The 20,304-nt window shown below is 35.4% G+C and carries 18 protein-coding genes; 14 read left to right on the forward strand and 4 right to left on the reverse strand.

Annotated features, from left to right (window positions below):
* Positions 1-64 precede the first annotated feature (64 nt).
* The 3 genes from MKY04_RS07940 (at position 65) to ltrA (ending at position 4,553) form a co-directional block, all read left to right on the forward strand.
* On the forward strand, positions 65-820 hold the full coding sequence (locus MKY04_RS07940; RefSeq protein WP_126295179.1) for a metallophosphoesterase: 756 nt from the start codon (positions 65-67) through the stop codon (positions 818-820).
* 181 nt (positions 821-1,001) lie between these two features.
* A complete protein-coding gene (locus tag MKY04_RS07945; RefSeq protein ID WP_346235598.1) occupies positions 1,002-1,973 on the forward strand; it encodes a YpdA family putative bacillithiol disulfide reductase in 972 nt (323 codons plus the stop codon).
* Positions 1,974-3,278: 1,305 nt separating this feature from the next.
* Positions 3,279-4,553: a group II intron reverse transcriptase/maturase gene (gene ltrA / locus MKY04_RS07950; protein ID WP_346235040.1), complete on the forward strand. Its 1,275-nt coding sequence runs from the start codon at positions 3,279-3,281 to the stop codon at positions 4,551-4,553.
* A 311-nt stretch (positions 4,554-4,864) separates the two neighbouring features.
* Here ltrA and MKY04_RS07955 read toward each other — a convergent pair whose 3' ends face one another.
* Positions 4,865-5,494: a LysE family translocator gene (locus MKY04_RS07955; RefSeq protein WP_126295177.1), complete on the reverse strand. Its 630-nt coding sequence runs from the start codon at positions 5,492-5,494 to the stop codon at positions 4,865-4,867.
* Between the two features lie 227 nt (positions 5,495-5,721).
* On the opposite strand from MKY04_RS07955, the gene MKY04_RS07960 reads away from it, so the two are divergent.
* From MKY04_RS07960 to MKY04_RS07980, 5 genes are all read left to right on the forward strand, one after another.
* On the forward strand, positions 5,722-6,183 hold the full coding sequence (locus tag MKY04_RS07960; protein ID WP_126295175.1) for a GNAT family N-acetyltransferase: 462 nt from the start codon (positions 5,722-5,724) through the stop codon (positions 6,181-6,183).
* Positions 6,184-6,350: 167 nt separating this feature from the next.
* On the forward strand, positions 6,351-7,409 hold the full coding sequence (locus tag MKY04_RS07965) for an iron-siderophore ABC transporter substrate-binding protein (RefSeq protein ID WP_126295174.1): 1,059 nt from the start codon (positions 6,351-6,353) through the stop codon (positions 7,407-7,409).
* A complete protein-coding gene (locus tag MKY04_RS07970) occupies positions 7,399-8,442 on the forward strand; it encodes a FecCD family ABC transporter permease (protein WP_126295195.1) in 1,044 nt (347 codons plus the stop codon). The genes MKY04_RS07965 and MKY04_RS07970 overlap by 11 nt, the downstream gene beginning before the upstream one ends.
* On the forward strand, positions 8,439-9,476 hold the full coding sequence (locus MKY04_RS07975; protein WP_346235599.1) for a FecCD family ABC transporter permease: 1,038 nt from the start codon (positions 8,439-8,441) through the stop codon (positions 9,474-9,476). Before MKY04_RS07970 ends, MKY04_RS07975 begins: the two co-directional genes overlap by 4 nt.
* Positions 9,476-10,279 (forward strand): ABC transporter ATP-binding protein, encoded by an 804-nt coding sequence (locus MKY04_RS07980; RefSeq protein WP_346235600.1) that lies wholly within the window; start codon positions 9,476-9,478, stop codon positions 10,277-10,279. Before MKY04_RS07975 ends, MKY04_RS07980 begins: the two co-directional genes overlap by 1 nt.
* Before the next feature lie 256 nt (positions 10,280-10,535).
* Here MKY04_RS07980 and MKY04_RS07985 read toward each other — a convergent pair whose 3' ends face one another.
* A complete protein-coding gene (locus tag MKY04_RS07985; RefSeq protein ID WP_428833903.1) occupies positions 10,536-11,480 on the reverse strand; it encodes a polysaccharide deacetylase family protein in 945 nt (314 codons plus the stop codon).
* A gap of 386 nt (positions 11,481-11,866) precedes the next feature.
* Between MKY04_RS07985 and MKY04_RS07990 the strand changes: the two genes are divergently transcribed.
* Positions 11,867-13,014, forward strand: a protein-coding gene (locus MKY04_RS07990; RefSeq protein ID WP_346234690.1) for an IS3 family transposase whose coding sequence is annotated in 2 segments (ribosomal slippage) — positions 11,867-12,140 and positions 12,140-13,014 — 1,149 coding nt in all. Because the reading frame shifts where the segments join, the coding sequence is not laid out codon by codon here.
* A gap of 108 nt (positions 13,015-13,122) precedes the next feature.
* Here the strand turns inward: MKY04_RS07990 and MKY04_RS07995 are convergent.
* On the reverse strand, positions 13,123-13,947 hold the full coding sequence (locus MKY04_RS07995) for a methyl-accepting chemotaxis protein (RefSeq protein WP_346235602.1): 825 nt from the start codon (positions 13,945-13,947) through the stop codon (positions 13,123-13,125).
* Between the two features lie 609 nt (positions 13,948-14,556).
* Positions 14,557-15,528, reverse strand: coding sequence for an asparaginase (locus tag MKY04_RS08000; protein ID WP_126295169.1), 972 nt, complete (start codon positions 15,526-15,528; stop codon positions 14,557-14,559).
* Between the two features lie 83 nt (positions 15,529-15,611).
* Here MKY04_RS08000 and prsW point away from each other — a divergent pair, with 83 nt between their 5' ends.
* The 5 genes from prsW to cmk all read left to right on the forward strand — a co-directional run bounded on the left by prsW (position 15,612) and on the right by cmk (position 20,242).
* Positions 15,612-16,286 carry a glutamic-type intramembrane protease PrsW gene (gene prsW, locus MKY04_RS08005; RefSeq protein ID WP_126295168.1) on the forward strand — a complete coding sequence of 225 codons (675 nt, stop codon included), beginning with the start codon at positions 15,612-15,614 and terminating at the stop codon, positions 16,284-16,286.
* A gap of 169 nt (positions 16,287-16,455) precedes the next feature.
* On the forward strand, positions 16,456-17,268 hold the full coding sequence (gene sleB / locus MKY04_RS08010) for a spore cortex-lytic enzyme (protein WP_126295167.1): 813 nt from the start codon (positions 16,456-16,458) through the stop codon (positions 17,266-17,268).
* A gap of 12 nt (positions 17,269-17,280) precedes the next feature.
* Positions 17,281-18,570, forward strand: a complete 1,290-nt coding sequence (locus MKY04_RS08015) for a PepSY1/2 domain-containing protein (protein ID WP_126295166.1) — start codon at positions 17,281-17,283, stop codon at positions 18,568-18,570.
* An 82-nt stretch (positions 18,571-18,652) separates the two neighbouring features.
* Positions 18,653-19,306, forward strand: a complete 654-nt coding sequence (locus MKY04_RS08020) for a flagellar brake protein (RefSeq protein ID WP_126295165.1) — start codon at positions 18,653-18,655, stop codon at positions 19,304-19,306.
* Between the two features lie 261 nt (positions 19,307-19,567).
* Positions 19,568-20,242, forward strand: a complete 675-nt coding sequence (cmk, locus tag MKY04_RS08025; RefSeq protein ID WP_126294200.1) for a (d)CMP kinase — start codon at positions 19,568-19,570, stop codon at positions 20,240-20,242.
* Positions 20,243-20,304 lie beyond the last annotated feature (62 nt).

Below are 20,304 nucleotides of genomic sequence, written 5' to 3' on the forward strand. Positions count from 1 at the left end.
GCGCAGATACAGGAGTAGGGGCAGGAACTTGCGCTTTTCTTCTTTAGAACGGAGGAACATATGAATGATAGTTTTGCTTTTCGTTCTAGTCATTTGCATTGGCTTAGTCCTATTTATGATTAAGCAAGCTTTTGAAAACAATTTGCTCCATCATAGCATTGAATTAGCTGGTGACAATGAACAAGTGAGGTTTTTTTTCATTTCAGACGTTCATGTACGTAAAATTGACGAGCAAATGATAAAACGAATAGATAGACCAATACATGCAGTGATTATTGGCGGAGACTTTGCTGATAAACGTACACCAATAGAGCGTATTTACCAAAATATAAATTTACTAAAGAAATTGGGTCCTATTTATTTTGTTTGGGGAAACAATGATCGTGAAGTGGGAGAGCAAAGGCTTCGCCGCATTTTTAGTGAACTGGATGTGCACATCATTGAAAATGACGCATTAACATTGCCAAACTCTCATAATAAAATTTGGTTAAGTGCAATCGATGATACTTCTACTAAAAATGCACAATTCGATATGGCATTTGAAAAAACAAATGAAGAGGATTATATCGTATTTATTTCTCATAATCCGCAAGTATTTTACAAGGTGCGGCAACAATATCATGCAGACGTAATGCTAGGAGGACATTTGCATGGAGGTCAAATAAGGCTAGGTAAATTTGGGATACATCCACATGGTTCATTTAAGATGAATGATGGTGTTGCAACTATAATTAGTAATGGTTATGGAACAACATTGCTGCCAATGAGATTAGGCGCAAAACCCCAATGTCACATGATTGACTTGAATTTTACTAAATGAAAAGTTTTTAAAGTGCCCTTCGAGTTGTGGTCTTCAACTAAAAGCAAAGTGCCTTCTTCTCAGTGGGGGTAGGAACTTCTAGAATAAGCAGGATGCCTGCTTTTTTGAGCAGATTAAAACAATTGGCAAATAAGTAGCAGTATAATATTTAGTAGTTAAGGTTTTAAGGAGATGTTTTAGGATGCAAAAAGTAGATGCTGTTATTGTTGGTGGAGGACCTTGTGGTTTATCAGCAGCAATTGAATTGCAAAATATAGGATTAAAGCCGATTGTTATAGAAAAAGGGAATATTGTAAATGCCATTTATAATTATCCTACACATCAAACGTTCTTTAGTACAAGTGAAAAATTGGGCATTGGTGATGTGCCATTTATTACGGAAGAACGAAAACCTCATCGTAATCAGGCGCTTGTTTATTACCGTGAAGTCGTTAAATTGAAAAATGTCCATGTCAATCGTTTTGAAAAAGTAGAGTCTGTAATAAAAGAGCAAAACGGCTTTTTTACAGTTACTACTGATAAAGCAATATATGAAACACCTTATGTTGTCGTTGCTACGGGTTACTATGACCAACCGAACTATATGAACATTCCAGGTGAAAATTTACCGAAAGTGTATCATTATTTTAAAGAAGCACATCCGTTTTTTGATACAGATGTGTTAGTTATTGGCGGAAAAAACTCAGCAGTAGACGCTGCTTTGGAATTAAATAAAGCAGGAGCACGGGTAACTGTTTGCTATCGAGGCAGCGACTATTCTTCTAGCATTAAGCCATGGATTTTGCCGGAATTTGCAGCACTTGTGCGAAATGAAGAAATTACGATGCACTTTAATTCAACAGTGAAAGAAATACACGACAATGATGTTGTATTAAATATAGGAGGCAAGGAAGTCGTAATTAAAAATGATTTTGTTTTTGCCATGACTGGATATCACCCAGATCATACATTTATTCGTGCAATGGGTGTAACTATTGATGAGGATACAGGACGCCCAACTTATGATCCGGAAACAATGGAAACAAACGTAGAAAATTTATATATTGCCGGAGTACTCGCTGCAGGCAATAATGCCAATGAAATTTTTATTGAAAATGGGAAGTTTCATGGAGGTTTCATTGCAAAAAATATAGTTGAAAAACAAGGGAAATAAAACATAAGAAGTAGTCTCTTTCATGGAACTACTTCTTTTTTACATTATTGTTTTTTTACTTAAAGATGACTATTATTTTAGAATGATAAGTTTGTGAAATATATACGGTATTCAACATTCTGGGACTGAAATTAACTGGGGAGAAAAGGAACAGAGCCTGGGCAAGGGAAAATAATTTCGCTTCCAAATGCCTATTATTCTGCTCAAAGTGAGGCGTACAAAAGGGGAATCCTTAACGAAATGTTTTGGATAAGATGTATTCTTGTAAAACTACAAAAATTATGTATAATTAAGGTAATAAGAACGTAACTTAAAAAAGACTACCCGATGCTACAACATCAAGTAGTCAAGCATAATAGTTGGTCCCTAAAGGGGTTGGCTGTTTAATAGGGGTAACCCATCTGAGCCGTTAACTCAAGGATGGGTTATTTTTTATGGTTTTCTGATAGTATTGATACAATCAATGTTGCGAATGTTATTGCAAACATTAATGCTTCAAATACTGTCACGGGCGTCATCCCCTTTCCCGGGGAGTGAGCCAACCACCCTTGAGTTTCCAAACTATTACACAAATCATAGCACATATGTTCTTGTTTTTGAAGTTTTTATATCTTTTTGCTTATACAACTATAAAAGATAACCATTATATAATTAAAATTGATGAAATTGAATTGGTTACAAGGGTTATTAAATGAAGACCTCGGATTAAATCCTTTAAACTATTCATTTCCATTGTAAAATCACATAATATAAAGAAATAATGTTAAGTGAGCAGGCGACTAAAATTTAGTTGCTTGCTTTTTTATGTGTGCCAGGCATGGCAACTATCTAGGTGGTGAAAGTCCACTGTGGAGGTACACATCGACCAACCACTAAGGAAGCGCAAGGTACTTATCGCGAGATAAGGGCTGGAGGAAGCGTGGAATAAAATCTTGGCTCGACGAACAGAAATCTGATACCAAGGCTCTACAAAGGGATAAGACTCCATAACAAGTTAAAGTCCAAAAGATGTGCGTAACTTTGCAGAGTAAATCAGGCGAGTAAAAGAGGAAAGATAGTTGTCTTACCCTGGGAGGTCTTGCGGATGTACATAGTTACAGTCGAAAACGGTTAGTCGCAAGAAGTCAGCAGAAGCCATAGTAATGACCTTTGGTCATGAAGGGCTGAACAATTTATAGTGTTTCAACGCCACAAATGCGTAAGTAACGGACTCCGAATGTGTTAATGGTGAAAGTATGAGCGTATCTCAAATGATAACCAAAATGGAGATATTACTTACTACGTAAGAGGAAAGGAGAAACGAGTGTGCAACTATTAGAAAAGATTCTAAGCAATCAAAATATGAATGAAGCCTACTTACGTGTCTATAAAAATAAAGGTGCAGGTGGAGTCGACGGAATAACGGTTGATGAACTTAAAAAGTATCTGAAAGAGAACAAGGATGAGCTACGTCAGCGCATCAGAACCAAAAAATACCAACCACAAGCTGCCTTACGAGTGGAAATCCCAAAAGAAAATGGAAAGATGCGCAAACTGGGAATACCAACAGTAGTGGATAGGGTAGTTCAACAGGCAATTCATCAAGTACTCAGTCCGATATTTGAAAAAGAGTTCAGTGAATACAGTTACGGTTTTAGACCAAATAGAAGTTGTGAGATGGCAATCATAAAAAGCCTCGAATTTCTGAACGATGGATATGATTGGATAGTGGACATTGACCTTGAAAGATTTTTCGACACAGTCAACCATGATAAACTCATGCGAATTATATCCAAAACAATCGATGATGGAGATGTCATTTCTTTAATAAGAAAATACTTGGTCAGTGGGGTCATGGTAAAGGGGAAATATGAAGAAACACCGATTGGAACCCCACAAGGAGGAAACCTTAGCCCACTGCTAAGTAACATAATGTTGAATGAACTGGACAAGGAACTAGAAAATAGAGGACTCCAATTCGTGAGATATGCGGATGACGTTCTTATCTTTGTGAAGAGTGAGAAAGCTGCAAACAGAGTAATGGAATCAGTCGTGAAATTTATAGAAAAGAAATTAGGGTTGATTGTCAATACAGAAAAGAGTAAAATCGCTCGTCCAAAAGACTTGAAATTTTTGGGGTTTGGATATTACTACGATTCAAAAGATAAGAAATATCAAGTCCGACCACATCCAATTTCAGTACAGAAATTTAAAAGGAAACTTCGACAACTAACAAAACGAAACTGGAGCATTCCGTTAGACTACCGAATACTGAAACTAAAACAAGTAATATTTGGTTGGGTAAATTATTTTAGAACTGCAAACATGAAAACGGCTATGCGTAAAATTGATAAGAAACTACGCTCAAGAATAAGGGTAATCATTTGGAAACAATGGAAGGTACCAAGAAGACAGATAAGGTCGCTAATCCAATTAGGTATACCCGAAGAAGAAGCCAAAGGCTTAACATTCTGTAGGAAAGGTTATCGATTTATCGGATTATCGAAAGTTGTTCATAGAGCAATCTCTAATAAAAGACTAAAGCAGAGGGGAATACCCTCTGCTTTAGAACGTTACTTAGAAGTTCACACTGTGATATAAATTGAAACGCCGTATACGAGACCCGTACGTACGGTGTTGTGAGAGGGGCGAAAATAAGTCAACTTATTTTTCCTCTACTCGATTACGTTTCTTGTTACTAAAATATTATGAAAAATTTATTTGGTATGAAGGTGTGTTGAGAAGAAAAGAGGCTTTGAAATGAAATTATTTAAACAAAACAACACCCATGACAATCAGATGTGGATATTTTATCAATTGAAAAAGTATTATTTGAGAGTATAAAAAACATAAGATTTATATCTTTCTTTGTGTTCTCTATACTCCGCCTTTTCTTAAATATTGCAAAGCTTTTAATGAGACTTTTCTAACGCAAGTTTTATACCAAAACCTATCAATATTGAACCTGTAAGACCTTCGATAATATTTTGTGATTTAGGTTTCTTCATAAAAGCACTAATCTGAGTAATTAAATAGACATACAGTAAAAACCAAATGACAGTTAGTATAGTATAAGTGATTCCCATTATAAGAAATGGGATAAATGTATCGTTTCCTTGGTCTACAAACTGAGGTAAAAAGGTTAAGAAAAATACAGCAACTTTAGGATTTAGGATATTTGTAAGAAACCCTTGTTTAAAACAAGATTTATTATCAAGCTGATTTAGTCCATTGTCATCATCGGTTGTTGCCTCTTTTTGTGTTCTCAATGACCATAATGTTTTAACTCCTAGATAAATTAAATAAACAGCACCAACGTATTTAAAGAAAGAAAATAATAAAGCGGATTTCACAATGATGGCAGACAGTCCTAATACTGCAGCAGAGGTATGGATAATAAGCCCACAACAACTGCCTAAAGCTGTTTTAAGACCGCCAAGTCTTCCAACAGTAAGAGTATTTTTTGTAACAATGGCAGTATCGGGTCCTGGTAATATAATTAGTAAAATACACATTAGAACAAATAGATAAAAGTTTTCCATTTTTGTTTTCACCTTTCTCATAATGATACAATCTTCTGGAATGTATTTAAATTATATAGAAAATGTGGAGTTAATTGAATATGAATTTTATTTGCTCTCAATTAAATCATTCATTATTCAACAAGGGATTTTTGAGCCGTTTGTTGAAGAGATAAAACAACCGAAGAAAGAAAAGTTTTATCTGCTGTTTACACTCAAACTTTTAAAAAGAGAGGTATTAATTCAATATGGATATTAAAATTGATGATTTGACTGGTCCCGAAATAACTGAATTAATAAAGGAACATCTTTTAGGAATGGCATTAAATTCTCCGCCTGAAAGTATACATGCACTTAATCTTGAGCAATTAAAAGGACCAGAGATTACCTTATGGAGTGCATGGGAGGGGAGTGAATTACTTGGTTGTGGAGCACTTAAAGAACTTGATCGTCAACACGGGGAAATTAAATCAATGCGAACAGCAACCTCTCATTTAAGAAAAGGTGTTGCAAAAAGAATGCTTGAACACATAATTGAGGAAGCTAAGAGACGTGGTTATACTAGATTAAGTTTAGAAACAGGCTCAATGAATGCATTTGAACCTGCTAGAAGGCTCTACGAAAGCTTTGGGTTTGAATATTGTAATCCATTTTCAGATTACAAAGAGGATCCCAATAGTGTTTTTATGACGAAGGTATTATCATCTTAAAAAGCTATTTGCAAATCGTAATCTTGTAATTTAGTTGGTAAATTTTCAAAATTATTGACAGTTTGTTAAAATTGGTTTAAATTAATCGGTAATGATAATCATTATCGATTGTTTTTTGTTTGCAATCGAATGAGTTATGTCAAAAACTTTAGATAGGTAGGGTACATATGCAAAATAAAAAATCATTTTTACTAATGTTGACGCTAACGATAATTACCATTTTTGCTTTAGTAGGCTGCTCTGGTCAGTCTTCAAAAGAAGAGGAAGTAGAAAAAGAGCCAGCAACTTCAACTGAAACTGAAACAGATTCCCAATATCCAATTACAATTAAACATGCTCTAGGGGAGGCTGTTATCGAAGCTAAGCCAGAGCGAGTTGTGACGATACAATGGGGAAATCAAGATGTCGCTTTAGCTCTGGGTGTAGTACCAGTAGGTTTTTCAGCTGCAAACTTTGGTGTTCAGGATGATAGCGGTTTATTACCATGGACAAAAGAAAAGTTAGATGAACTAGGAGCAACTGACCCGAATGTTTTCCAAGATACAGATGGTTTAGATTTTGAAGCGATTTCGGATGCAAATCCGGACGTCATTCTTGCTGCATACTCTGGCATCACAGCAGAAGATTACGAAACATTAACTCAAATTGCTCCAGTTGTAGCTTATCCGACTGCACCATGGGCTACTACATGGCGCGAGCAAGTTGAACTTAATGCGCAAGGTATGGGTATGAAAGAGGAAGGAGAACAATTAATTAAAGATATCGAAAGTTTAATTGATGAAAAATTAAGTGCTTACCCTCAAATCGAAGGGAAAAAGGTAGTGTGGGTTAATTTCTCAGCAGATGATTTATCTCAATTACATATTTATACTCCAATTGATTCTCGAGTATCATTTTTAGAAGAATTAGGGTTGACGTATCCAGAAAGTGTTACTGAACTTATTACAGATCCATCGAGCTATTCATTAAAATTGAGTGCTGAAAATGTTGAAGCTTTATTTGATGCAGATATTATCGTTGGTTATGGTGATGATGCACTTTACGAAACGATTAAAGCGGATCCTTTACTTGGGAAAATTCCAGCAGTTGAAAGAGGTTCAGTTGCGTTTATTACCAGTGATACGCCATTAGTTGCAGCTGGAACTCCAAACCCACTTTCAATCGCTTATACAATTGATGAATATTTAGAATTAATTGGTGGGGCAATTGATAAAATTGAAGAATAGTACCGGCGAATCTAATAAAAAGAAACTAGATTTACATGTACCGAAGCATTTTTCCCTCATTTTAATAGTAGGATTTATCTTATTAATCGTTGCTATCATTGCTTCTCTAGTATTAGGGGCTCGGGTGGTCAGTTTCCAAGAATTAATGGATGGGTTATTTTATCAAAACCAAGACTCTTACGGTGCAAACGTGGTGCAAAAGCGAATTTCACGTACGATTTTTAGTTTGTGCTGTGGTGTAGCGCTAGGAATTGCGGGTGTCCTGATGCAAACTGTGACCCGTAATCCATTAGCTGACCCTAGTATTTTAGGTGTTAATACAGGTGCAGCTTTGTTTGTAGTATGCGGTATTACATTTTTTAATATTACAACTGCAAGCCAGTACATTTGGTTAGCTTTAATCGGAGCTGCTGTTACAGCAGTTTTCGTATTTGGAATAGGCTCTATGGGGCGTGGTGGTGCAACGCCAATTAAATTAGTATTAGCTGGAGCTGCAACTACTGCAGCTCTTTCTTCACTTGTAACAGCCATAATGATTCCAAGCCAATATGCGATGGATCAATTTAGATATTGGCAAGTCGGTAGTGTCGGCTCTGGGTCATGGGATTCCGTCGCCATTTTCATCCCCTTTTTATTAATTGGGGTATTGATTGCCTTTATATCCGCACCAGCATTAAATGCATTAGCACTAGGTGATGATGTTGCAACTGGTCTCGGAGTACGACCGGGTGTACTGCGAGTATTTGCAATTTGCGCAGGCGTTATTTTATGTGGCGTAACAACTGCTTTAGCCGGTCCAATAGGCTTTATCGGCCTCTTGGCCACCCATGCGATGCGTTTAGTGATTGGACCGGATTTGCGTTTTTTAGTTCCGATGTCAGCTTTAGCTGGGGCTATTATTCTAACTATTTCTGATGTATTTGGTAGATTGCTTGGAAGTCCTGGAGAACTAGAAGTCGGTATTGTAACAGCTTTTATTGGTGCACCAATCCTCATCTTACTAGCTAAGAAATCGAAGGTGAGGTCATTATGAGAAATCAATTGGACGATGCGAATTTTATCGTAAAAGGAATGCGGCAAAGAAGAAGACGCTGGATATTTATTACTACTATATTAAGTATTATAGCAATCATTCTTTGTTGTGCGATGCTTTTATTAGGGAATACGATTTATCCAGTGAATGTAGTTGTTCGTACATTAATGGGTGAAGATATTGCAGGAGCTAATTTTGCTATCAATACAATACGGCTTCCCCGAATGATTACAGGCTTATTTGCAGGATTTGCCTTCGGAGTGTCTGGTTATATTTTCCAAACAATGTTACGCAACCCTTTGGCCAATCCTAATATTTTAGGTATTACATCCGGTTCGAGTGTGGCCGCTGTATTTTGTATTATTGTATTGCATTCAAGTAATACAGTTGTATCGATAGCAGCAGTCGGTGGGGGATTAATTACTGTCATCGTCATGTACGTATTATCCCGGGGGCGATCTTTTTCAATTGGTCGCCTAATCATTATCGGAATTGGAATGCAGGCGATGTTAGATGCAGTTATTTCGTACTTGATTCTTAAAAGTTCCCAACAAGATATTGCTGTAGCACTAAGATGGTTAAGCGGTAGTTTAAATGGCTCAAAAATGAGTGAAGCACTTCCCTTAATATTAATTGTTGTTGTATTCACACCTATACTGCTAACCCTTGGTAAACAATTAAGCATGTTGGAATTGGGAGATCAGATGGCAACGTCCCTTGGTGTAGCTACTGATAAATTGAGAATTACTTTAATCGTAAGTTCCGTAATTATCATTGCTATTGCTACATCAACAACCGGACCAATTGCCTTTGTATCCTTTTTAGCAGGACCGATTGCCAATCGATTAGTAGGTGCTAGCGCGTCAAATATTCTCCCGGCAGGTCTAGTTGGTGCTAACCTTGTATTATTTGCAGATTTAATAGGACAGTTTGCATTTGAATATCGATTCCCGGTAGGGGTGATTACGGGGCTGCTCGGAGCACCATATTTAATTTATCTGCTGATTCGAATGAACCGAAAAGGAGAATTATAATGAGCAACACACATGTTTTTCGAGCTGACCGTCTTGTATCTGGCTATGATGATAAAACAATTATACATGGAATTGATATTGAGATTCCAAAAAATAAAATTAGCGTCATTATAGGGTCAAATGGTTGTGGAAAGTCGACTCTTTTAAAAACGATGGCTAAACTGATCAAGCCAACTGAAGGTGATGTGACACTTGATGGGAAAGCGATTAACAAATACCCACCAAAGCAATTGGCACGTATGTTAGGACTTCTTCCGCAGTCTCCTATCGTTCCGGATGGGATTACAGTCACAGATTTAGTCGGGCGAGGAAGATTTCCACATCAATCTTTGTTTAGTGGATGGTCGAAAAAAGATTATGAAGCTGTCGAAGAAGCGATGGAATTTATGAATATTACAGAATTTGCGAATCATGATATTGATGAGCTTTCAGGTGGTCAAAGGCAGCGAGTTTGGATTGCTATGGCACTAGCACAGCAAACAGATATTTTACTTCTTGATGAACCTACGACCTTTTTAGATATAACGTATCAGGTAGAAATATTGGACTTGCTAACAAATTTAAATCGTAAGTATGGTACAACAATTGTGATGGTATTACACGATATAAATTTATCAGCGCGATATGCGGACTATATTTTTGCTGTGAAAAACGGAAAACTTGTAGCAGAAGGAAAACCAACAGAAGTTCTAACAAGCGAATTGGTAAAATCAGTTTTCGATTTAAATTGTGTTGTTATTCCTGATCCAGTGTCAGATACACCATTAGTAATTCCAAAAGGACGTTATCATGTAAAAGATTGATATATTCATAAATTAACAAAGCATTTTCAAAAAAGAAAGCTGTCCCTGAAGTTTGTTATACATACTTCGAGGACAGCTCCTTTGTTTTTTGTTTTAGCTTCGTTTAAGTCTAAGTAAGGTGAAAAAATTCAGATAATAGTACAATTATTTTAAAAAGCCGAATCCTGAAGTTTTCCTAATGTCTAAAGGAAGTAGATATAACAATAGGATACAACTTACTTCAGGAAAAACTTTTTTACTGTTGTTAAATTAATAACTAATCGATTCGTTTTTCACTCATAAGTTCGCTGACAGTCCCTAATTGATATCCCTTTTCTTTAATACCTGTTATCATGGCTTCCATTCCTTCAGCGGTTGGCTTTGTCGGATGCATCAAGACCATTGATCCATTCTCTACTTTTGATACGATTCGGCTAACCATTTTCGAAGTTGAAGGCTTTCTCCAATCTACTGTATCGACTGTCCAAAGAATTGTTTTCATATTAAGCTGCTCAGCAACCTGAATCGTTGTCTTATTAAAACTTCCACTTGGGGGAGCAAACCACTTCGGTTTTATACCTAAAATTTCTTCAATAACATCATTTGTTTTTTTCAATTCCTCAGTTGTCTCTGCCATAGACCGTTGCTGGAGATCCGGATGGCTATATGCATGGTTTCCAATTTCATGGCCTGCTTCCTTAATCATCTTAGCTAAATCAGGGTTCTTTTTCGTCCAGCTACCGTCTAAGAAAAATGTTGCCTTAATTTTATGTTCCTTTAAAACTTTGAGGATTCCTGGAATATATTCGTTCCCCCAAGCCACATTAATTAAGAATGCGACCATTGGCTTTTGAGGATTGCCTCTATAAATTGGTTCGGAATTTAAATCTTCTAAATGGATATTTGGTGGAATTTCTTTATAAACAATTTTGTTTTTGTTAAATTTTCCATCCTTCTTCATTTTTTTATAACTGGCTTCAATATTTACTTCTAGCCCATTGTATCCTGGAATTGCTTTCCACACTCTATCAATTTTTGCATCAATCGGTTTAATTTTATGCTGTTCATTAAACATTTGAATTTTTTTATAAAGGTCATCCTTCTTCATTTGTGAAGTAGTAGTGATATTAGCAAAATTATTAGTATCTTCTGCTATTGCTTTATATGGTCCAAATGTCAGCACTAGAATCAATATAGGATAACAAAGATATTTTCGCATTATTTTTTCTCCTTCTAAATTCCGTAGCTCTTTAAATCTTAATTTTCCCCACTTATTTAGGAATTATGTTTCAATAATGTAGAGAATAATTTATAAGATTTATTCCCATCAATTAAATTAATTATCGAATTCCTCTCCAACGATATAGTTGTGGGCTAAGAAGGAACAGTGTAAAGAAAACCACAGGCGTAACCAATTATTATTGCATTTTAATCATCATACTCATTACGTTTTATATAAGATCAATGAGTAAATAGACAAAAACAATAAAAAACTAGCTACCAAAGCGTTGACTTTCGCACTGACCTAAAAAAATGAGACAAATAAAAACACCTTTCGTTGAAAAACGGGTATTAAACCTATAAATCCAACGTGGAGGTGTTTTTTCTATGGGAACAAGAGTTAGTTATCCAGTAGAAATTAAAATGAAAGCAATCGAAATGAGGTTAGCAGGAATACCTGTTAATCAAGTTTTAGAAGAATTGAATATTCGAAATTATACACAACTAAAAACGTGGATGAAGTGGTATCGAAATGGAGAACTTCATCGCCTTGAACAGCCAGTTGGAAAGCAATATACCTTTGGTAAAGGACCAGAATATGAAAATGAAACAGCTAAATTAAAGGCTGAGAATCGTTATTTAAAGCAACAAATTGAAGTTTTAAAAAAGTACGCAGAATTGGAAAGGAAGTGGTGCCAAGAATAGTTGTGCAATTGGTAGAAGAACTAAAAGAAGTCATGACAATTGGTGAAATCTGTGACCACTTGGGGGTAGGTAGATCATCTTATTATCGTTGGAAAAAGAATACTAACGTTGAAACAAAGAAAGATATTCGGGATAAGAGAATTGGTGAGTTGTGTAAACTTCATAAATATCGATACGGATACCGAAAAATCACAAGCATTTATGGAGAACCGATAAGTGAAAATACAGTACAAAAAGTAATGCAAAAATATAATTGGCAGTGTCGAGTAAAAGTGAAGAAACGTAAAAGCACTGGACAACCAGCATACGTCGCACCGAATTTATTAAATCGTGAATTTACAGCGGAAGCACCATTTGAAAAGTTAGTAACAGATATTACCTACTTGCCTTTTGGTCAATCAATGATGTATCTTTCAAGTATTCTAGATGTCTTTAATGGCGAGATTGTAGCGCGTACAATCGGATTTACTCAAGATACAGAGTTTGTTTTAGATACATTAAATCAGCTACCAGAATTACCTGAAGGCTGTATCCTGCATAGCGATCAAGGTTCTGTATATACGTCCTATGACTATCAAAAGGCAGTAAAAGAAAAAAGAATTACCATGAGCATGTCTCGTAAAGGCACGCCCGCTGATAATTCTCCAATTGAAACGTTTCACTCCTCGCTAAAGTCTGAAACGTTCTATCTCGACGGAATCAATCGCACAACGAATGCGCATGTGATCCAAATCGTCGAAAACTATATAAATTATTATAACAATATCCGTATTCAAACGAAACTAAACAGCCAATCGCCGGTAAAATACCGTCAACTAACTGTAAAGTAGGGTGTTTTCTTATTGTCTCAAAAATGATGGTCAGTACCTTTAGGTAACTAGTTTTTTTGTTTATAAAATGGTGGTTTAATAAACATTAAATTGATTTAACAACAAGTTTTATTCTTTTATATTACTCAGCTTCATTAGTTTTTTACCGACGTTGTTGAGATTTGTATACGTATAGCTCATATGTTGCATGTTAGCAGTAAATTCCTGCGTGAATGAAGAAATTTGTGATGTCGAGTTATTAATATATTCAATTGATTGTTTAATATTATTTAGTTCTTTAGTAATTGTGTCGGCGCTTTCGGTACTACCTTGAGCCATTTTTTGAATTTCATTGGCTACGATAGCAAAGCCTCTTCCATGTACACCAGAGCGTGCTGCTTCGATTGAGGCATTAAGCCCTAAAATTTTTGATTTTTGTGCAATATCTTTTACGGTTGTGACAATGGAGTTAATTTGTTGAATGTCATGTGTTGCAGTTTCTGCCAACTGAGAAAGTTCCTCTAGTTGTTTTGAAACGTTTGCACTTGCAATGGTTAACTCTTCTGTTGTCCCGGACATATCAGCAACAGAGGCAGATAACTCGTTTGATACGAGGCGTAATTCATTTATGCTATCATTAGAAATAACGCCCGTGCACACACCAATCACTTGTCCTCTATCGAAAATAGGAACAGCTGATGCGATATAAGAAAAACCAAATAGTTCAGGTCCACGTTCCTCGCGAAGAGGTTTTCCGCTTCTTAATGCACGTATACTCGTTGTATTTTTATGTTGTTCCACTGTTTCGCCAATAGTAATTTTTAAATCAACTTTTTTCCCTGCTTTATAACCAACGACTTTCTCGGTATCAAAAATAAGTATACAGGCATCTTCCGGATAGGTTAGTTGGTATATATCTATTGCGTCAACAACTGCTTTTAGTTTTGGATTCATTAGAACCACATCCCTTTGTTTCTTTTAGAATATTATATTATACTTCTATCAAAAATTGTAAACTTTCCCGGTCAATAGACACCTGAGCAAAAAAATGAATATTTTTAGAGTTTTCTAATCTCTTTATTTACCTTTGACATGCTTAATCAATTTAAAAGTTAAGCATCCAATTGGAGGATTTTTATATCCAAAGATATTTCTAAATAGGCTGATGTCTTCTAATCTGAATATTAAGGAAGGCCGTTGTACAAGGGGATTAGCAATTCCAAAAAGCAACTGGGCAAATAAAATTGATATGTATCATTTAAAGGATTCATTGTTACTTGCGGCATTACATTCACATAAGGTGGTTTTAAGTACAAATCATTTTGTATGAAAAAATAATTGCTTGTAGGAAACTATAGAGGCTGTCTAAAAAAAGAAATCTGCTCATTTTTAAAAAGTGAGCAGATTTTTTGTTTGATTATAGTGTATATAGTGGGTAAGAACCGGTTTTATGTGCGGTTTTCTACACTTTATGAGCGCTTTTCCGAAGTTTATGAGCGGTTTCCTAATCTTTATGTGCGATTTTCAAGAATTTATGAGCGCTTTTCCCAAAAACATGCCCATTTAATTAAAAAATTCCTTTAGATCAATTGGGTTATTTTGTTGGTTTAAACCAATAAGCAGCTTTAAACGCGCTTTTTGTCCGCTTATACCTGTGGCAAAAATAACACCAAGCTCTTCTAAGCTTTTGCCACCGCCTTCATAGCCATAAATGCCTTCTGCAATGCCATTAAAACAACGAGATACTAGAATAATTGGAATATTAGCTTCAAGCATTTTTTTGATTCCTGAAACAACTGCCGGTGGAACATTTCCTTGGCCTAAGCCTTCTAATACAACACCATCATAATGCAAATTGTAAATAGCCTCTAAAATATCCCCTTCCATACCTGCATAAACTTTTAACAATGCAACACGTTTTTCAATCGATTGCACTTCAACATACCTTCTTCTTACAGGGGACTGGTGAATATGTACCATTTTTTTAGTTATTAAACCAATTGGACCGTATTGAGGACTTTGGAAAGTATTAACACTTGAAGTAGAGGTCTTCGTAATATTAAATGCTTGATGAATTTCATCATTCATGACAACCAAGACGCCTTTATTTCTTGCTTCTGGACTACATGCCACTCGAACCGCCTCAACTAAATTATAAACACCATCCGCGCCTAATTCATTAGAAGAGCGCATTGCTCCAGTCAATACGATTGGAAAATCATTTTGAGTTGTTAAATCTAAAAAGTATGCTGTTTCTTCTAAAGTATCTGTTCCGTGTGTAATCACAATTCCATCGACTGTATTTTCATTTGTATAATTTACAATAATGTTTCGTAATTCAAGCATTTCTTTCGGTGTAATATGAGGCGATGGTAAATTGAACGCTTCAATTTCTTTTATATTTGCGAATTGTGAAAGTTGTTCGCTTATACCAAGAATCGCATTTTTTTCATTCGGAATGACTGCACCAGCGTCGTCGTTCATTTTCATTGAAATCGTTCCGCCAGTATGAATTAATAAAATACTTTTTTTCATTATAAAATCTCCTTTAAACAATCTTCTCTTACCTATATTAATGTTATAATAACATTAATTCTGTTACGAAAGGATCGTAACCAATGTTTATTTTATTATCTGCAGCGGTTGCCCCAGGCTTAGCGCTTTTAAGTTATTTTTATTTGCGCAATCAAATGTCAACTGAACCAAGAAAAACTTTATTTCAATCATTTATATATGGTGCTCTAATCACTTTCCCGATTATGTTTATTCAACATGTACTACAAGCTGAAGGTACATTTTCAAATTCTTTTATAAGAGATGTCCTATTTTCAAGTGGACTCGAGGAATTTTTTAAATGGCTAGTAATATTTGTAGTGATCTTTAAGCATATTGAATTCGATGATCCATATGATGGAATACTCTATGGTGCAAGTGTTTCATTAGGATTTGCAACAGTTGAGAATGTCTTGTATTTATTATCTTTCGGCATTAATACGGCATTTATAAGGGCTGTTTTGCCAGTCTCAAGTCATGCCTTATTCGGTGTTGTAATGGGCTATTATTATGGGAAAAGTAAATTTGCAAAGAATGATAAAGAAATAGAATATTTACTATTATCATTGTTTGCTCCAATCTTGCTCCATCTTATTTACAACTCTATTTTAACTTTTAAAGGATATTGGGTATACTTAATTGCTCCATTTATGCTTTTTTTATGGTGGTTTGCATTGCGAAAAGTAAAATTAGCCCATCAACATTTAGTTCAGCATTTGTTTGAGCAAAATAAAATTTAAAAAGCTTTTATTTTCATCTTTTGTGAAAATAAAAGCTTTTTTATTTTACAAGGTAATCCTCATAACAAAAGGCATGAACTTGCACTATTTTGTACAAGTTATGTTTTTCTAAATGACTAACGTATAAAAGTTTTTGTTTTTTACATGCTATGAGAAAGGAGTGAAATAAATGGTAAGAAGTATCTTTATGTCAATCATTTTATTGTTTGGAACTTTTGCTGTAGTAAAACAAAATGAAACTTTAGCATTTTCAAGTCAAGTGATTGAAAGAGGTGCATTTGGAGATGATGTCATCGAATTGCAGGCAAGGTTGCAGTGGATTGGCTTCTATAAAGGTAAAATTGACGGTATTTTTGGTTATGGAACTTATTGGGCAGTAAGAAATTTCCAAGAAAAATATGGTCTTGATGTTGATGGAGTTGTTGGAACAGGCACAAAAGAAAAATTAGTAAATGCAAGTCAATATCATAGAGATTGGGTTATGCAACAAATTTCACAAGGCAACCGATTTACTCATTATGGTGGAACACCTCTCGCTAATCAAACAAAAGCCGGCGGAGGAGGTGGTGGAGGTGGCGGTGGTCAAGGTACTAATAATAATTCTACCGTTCAATTGCCTCCAAAATATACGGAACGTGATTTGCAATTAATGGCAAATGCAGTTTACGGGGAAGCACGTGGTGAACCTTATGAAGGACAAGTCGCAGTTGCTGCTGTTATATTGAATCGTCTTGAGTCACCAGATTTTCCAAACACTATTTCTGAAATTATTTTCCAACCAAGAGCTTTTACAGCGGTTGCAGATGGGCAAATTTGGTTAACACCAAACGAAAGAGCAAAACAAGCAGTACTGGATGCTATGAATGGTTGGGATCCATCTGAAAATGCATTGTACTACTTTAACCCAGATACTGCGACGAGTGCATGGATTTGGTCGAGACCACAAATTAAACAAATCGGTGAACATATTTTCTGCTATTAAAGGAGGGACAACATGAAAAGTGCTATCTATTTACTTTCAATTGCAGTATTAGCTCTTGGATTATATGCATACGATTCAAAACAAAGAAATGATCAGCTTGAACAGGCAATTTATGGGCAATATACAAATTCTTTAACAAATGCATCAGAAAAATTATCGACACTTCAACAGTCTGTTTCTCAATCGTTATTGTTTCAGGATCAACAAGCCCTTGAGAAAGAACTTGATAACATTTGGCGAACAAGTAATGAGTTCCGCTCTTCCATTAGCAGTTTGCCGTTAAACAACGAAATAACAAATGAATGGCTGCGATATGTCGGCAAAATAGGTCAAGAAGCAAAAGCTACTGCCGATAGTGGGAATTATGAGACGTGGCATAAAAAAATGGAAGGTGTCCATAAAAATTTAGAGACACTATCTGATGAATGGACTGTGGCGACATCAAACTTCTATCAAAATGATGGGGATTTTTCAAAATGGTCTCAGGTTGCCACTAAAGAAACTAAGGATTCTCCATTTAAAAATGTTGCCTCAAACCTAAAATCTTACTCTGAAACGGATTTTCCTTTAACTGCAAGTGAATCGGATTGGCAAAAGAAAAGGGATTTAAAAAATCTAAATGATAAAGAAATTACAAAGGATGAAGCAATTGAAAAATTAGAGTTAATTGTACCTGGAGTAAAAGACGCAACCTATACTGTATCGACAAGTAAAGATGATGCACCTTATCCTTTCTATCATATCCAATTTGTCAAAGGAAGCCGCATTGGGTATGCAGATATTACAGTAAAGGGCGGCCACATATTATCATTTTTATCTGAACGACCTATTTCAGAAGAAAGAAATGTTAATCAGCAGCAAATAAAAGATATTTCAAATAAACTTTTAAAACGAGCTGGTTATAATGATTTGCAAATTGTTGAAATGCGTGAAAATCATGAAGCTTGGCATATCGCATTAGCGAGAGTTGCCGGAGAGGATAAAGCACTTGTGTATCCAGATGGCGTTCAATTAAAACTATCTAAAGATAGTGGGGAGCTACTTGGGCTAAATGCAATGGAATACGTTCAAAAAGAAAACATAGATGAAAACCAAAAAGTAATTCCAATTGATTGGGAAACATTCTTCCGACCAGGAACTTTAGTAGAAGATGAAAAATTAATTTACACAGAAAATGAGGCATTACAATTAAGAAAATGCTATCAAGTAATCGCACATTTTGACAATGGTATAGATGATACATTTAGAATCGTAGTAGATGCTGAAACTCATGACGTTGTAAAAGTAGAATATATGGCTTAATTTCAAAAAAATGTTATACGTATAGAAAAAACAAACGTTTCGTGCAATAATAAATGTATCATTATTGTGCGAGGCGAGACTTATGGAACTAAAAATCGGGACTCCATTAACTTTAGAACCAACTTATACAGACCGTGTAGAATTTTTTCATTGTAAAGTTGTCGAGCAGGATGGCAATATTCTATTTATTGATTATCCAATAAATACAGTTACAAAAAAGACCGCTTTTTTAGTGGATGGTGCTCAATTCCGTGCTACATTTATTACGGGTGATAAGATAACATATGCGTTTAATACTGAAGTATTAGGACGTAAAATGGGAAACATTCCAACGATTATGCTATCATGTCCGCCTGAAGAAGAATTCGTAAAAATTCAAAGACGTGAATTTGTGCGAGTTAGCACTCCAGTAGATGTATCAGTTGAATTCAAAAATAATTATTATCAATTTATCACTGAAGATATAAGCGCTGGTGGTATTGCGCTTATTTTAAAATCTGATCCCCCGTTTAAAGATGGGGATCAAATACTCTTAACAATTGTATTGCCATTTTCAAATGGTGATATCCAATATGTAAAGACGGAAGCGACCGTTATTCGAATTTTTGAAAAGGACAACCGTAAATTTGCTTCAATTCAATTTGTAGATACGGATGATATTGATAAGCAATATATTGTACGCTTTTGCTTTGAACGCCAGCTAATGATACGACGAAAAATTGATGCAATAAGATGAATAAGGGATGTTTAGTAGGTAAATTTTTCTGGATTTCCCCCTTATTGCAGTAAATAAGTGTATGCTTAAAGTTCTACGATATTCTTAACCTGTATTGTCGTCATAGAAGGAATAGGTTTACTATTGTTGCGTTAAATTACTGCCTTTTGAGCAAGGAGTCGTCCAAAAAATTACTTTCGGACGGCTCCTTTTTTATTATCGTTCATAACAGCAATTAGCGGTCAAGTATGGTACAATGTGCAAGGAAAGTAGGGATTTTTCATGGTTAAAAAAATTCAAATCGCAATCGATGGCCCAGCAGGTGCAGGGAAAAGTACGATTGCTAAAATTGTAGCAGAAAATTTAGGCTTCACATATATCGATACTGGAGCAATGTATCGAGCTGTTACGTATAAAGCGCTGAAACAGGACATAGAATTAAGTGATGCAGAATCTTTAGAAAAAATGGTATTGAATACTTCAATTATTTTAAAACCTTCTCAAAATGGACAACTTGTATTTATAGACGGAGAAGAAGTTACGCAAGCGATCCGTTCTAATGAAGTAACAGCAAATGTAAGTCAGGTTGCTGCTCATGCTAATATTCGTGAAATTCTAGTTGCAAAACAGCAAGAGCTTGCTGCAAACGGCGGAATTGTGATGGATGGACGAGATATTGCAACACATGTATTAAAAGATGCAGAGCTTAAAATATTTATGTCAGCTTCTGTAGAAGAAAGAGCAAGAAGAAGGTTTATCGATAATGAAAAACGAGGGATTCCTTCAACGATTGAAAAGCTGCAGGAAGAAATTGCACTCCGTGATAAATTAGATAGCGAGAGAGAAGCATCTCCGCTAATCCAGGCGGAAGATGCAATTTACCTTGATACAACAAACTTATCAATTGAAGAAGCTGCAAATGAAATTTTGCAATTAGCTAATCAAAAGATGATATAAGCTGTTCTTTTTTAGCGTTTTCATCAAAATAATATGAAATTTTTGATATTAAAGGAAAATTT

The organism is Lysinibacillus telephonicus (genome assembly GCF_039654155.1).
GTDB classification, from domain to species: Bacteria; Bacillota; Bacilli; order Bacillales_A; family Planococcaceae; genus Ureibacillus; species Ureibacillus telephonicus.

What these genes read in the sequence shown, in the direction of transcription:
- MKY04_RS08015 (WP_126295166.1), top strand. Translation starts at nt 17,281, where the DNA reads ATGAAAAGTGCTATCTATTTACTTTCAATTGCAGTATTAGCTCTTGGA.
- MKY04_RS07945 (WP_346235598.1), top strand. Translation starts at nt 1,002, where the DNA reads ATGCAAAAAGTAGATGCTGTTATTGTTGGTGGAGGACCTTGTGGTTTA.
- MKY04_RS07955 (WP_126295177.1), bottom strand. Translation starts at nt 5,494, where the DNA reads ATGGAAAACTTTTATCTATTTGTTCTAATGTGTATTTTACTAATTATA.
- MKY04_RS08000 (WP_126295169.1), bottom strand. Translation starts at nt 15,528, where the DNA reads ATGAAAAAAAGTATTTTATTAATTCATACTGGCGGAACGATTTCAATG.
- MKY04_RS07995 (WP_346235602.1), bottom strand. Translation starts at nt 13,947, where the DNA reads ATGAATCCAAAACTAAAAGCAGTTGTTGACGCAATAGATATATACCAA.
- MKY04_RS07980 (WP_346235600.1), top strand. Translation starts at nt 9,476, where the DNA reads ATGAGCAACACACATGTTTTTCGAGCTGACCGTCTTGTATCTGGCTAT.
- MKY04_RS07940 (WP_126295179.1), top strand. Translation starts at nt 65, where the DNA reads ATGATAGTTTTGCTTTTCGTTCTAGTCATTTGCATTGGCTTAGTCCTA.
- MKY04_RS07965 (WP_126295174.1), top strand. Translation starts at nt 6,351, where the DNA reads ATGCAAAATAAAAAATCATTTTTACTAATGTTGACGCTAACGATAATT.
- prsW (WP_126295168.1), top strand. Translation starts at nt 15,612, where the DNA reads ATGTTTATTTTATTATCTGCAGCGGTTGCCCCAGGCTTAGCGCTTTTA.
- cmk (WP_126294200.1), top strand. Translation starts at nt 19,568, where the DNA reads ATGGTTAAAAAAATTCAAATCGCAATCGATGGCCCAGCAGGTGCAGGG.
- MKY04_RS08020 (WP_126295165.1), top strand. Translation starts at nt 18,653, where the DNA reads ATGGAACTAAAAATCGGGACTCCATTAACTTTAGAACCAACTTATACA.
- MKY04_RS07975 (WP_346235599.1), top strand. Translation starts at nt 8,439, where the DNA reads ATGAGAAATCAATTGGACGATGCGAATTTTATCGTAAAAGGAATGCGG.
- sleB (WP_126295167.1), top strand. Translation starts at nt 16,456, where the DNA reads ATGGTAAGAAGTATCTTTATGTCAATCATTTTATTGTTTGGAACTTTT.
- MKY04_RS07960 (WP_126295175.1), top strand. Translation starts at nt 5,722, where the DNA reads ATGGATATTAAAATTGATGATTTGACTGGTCCCGAAATAACTGAATTA.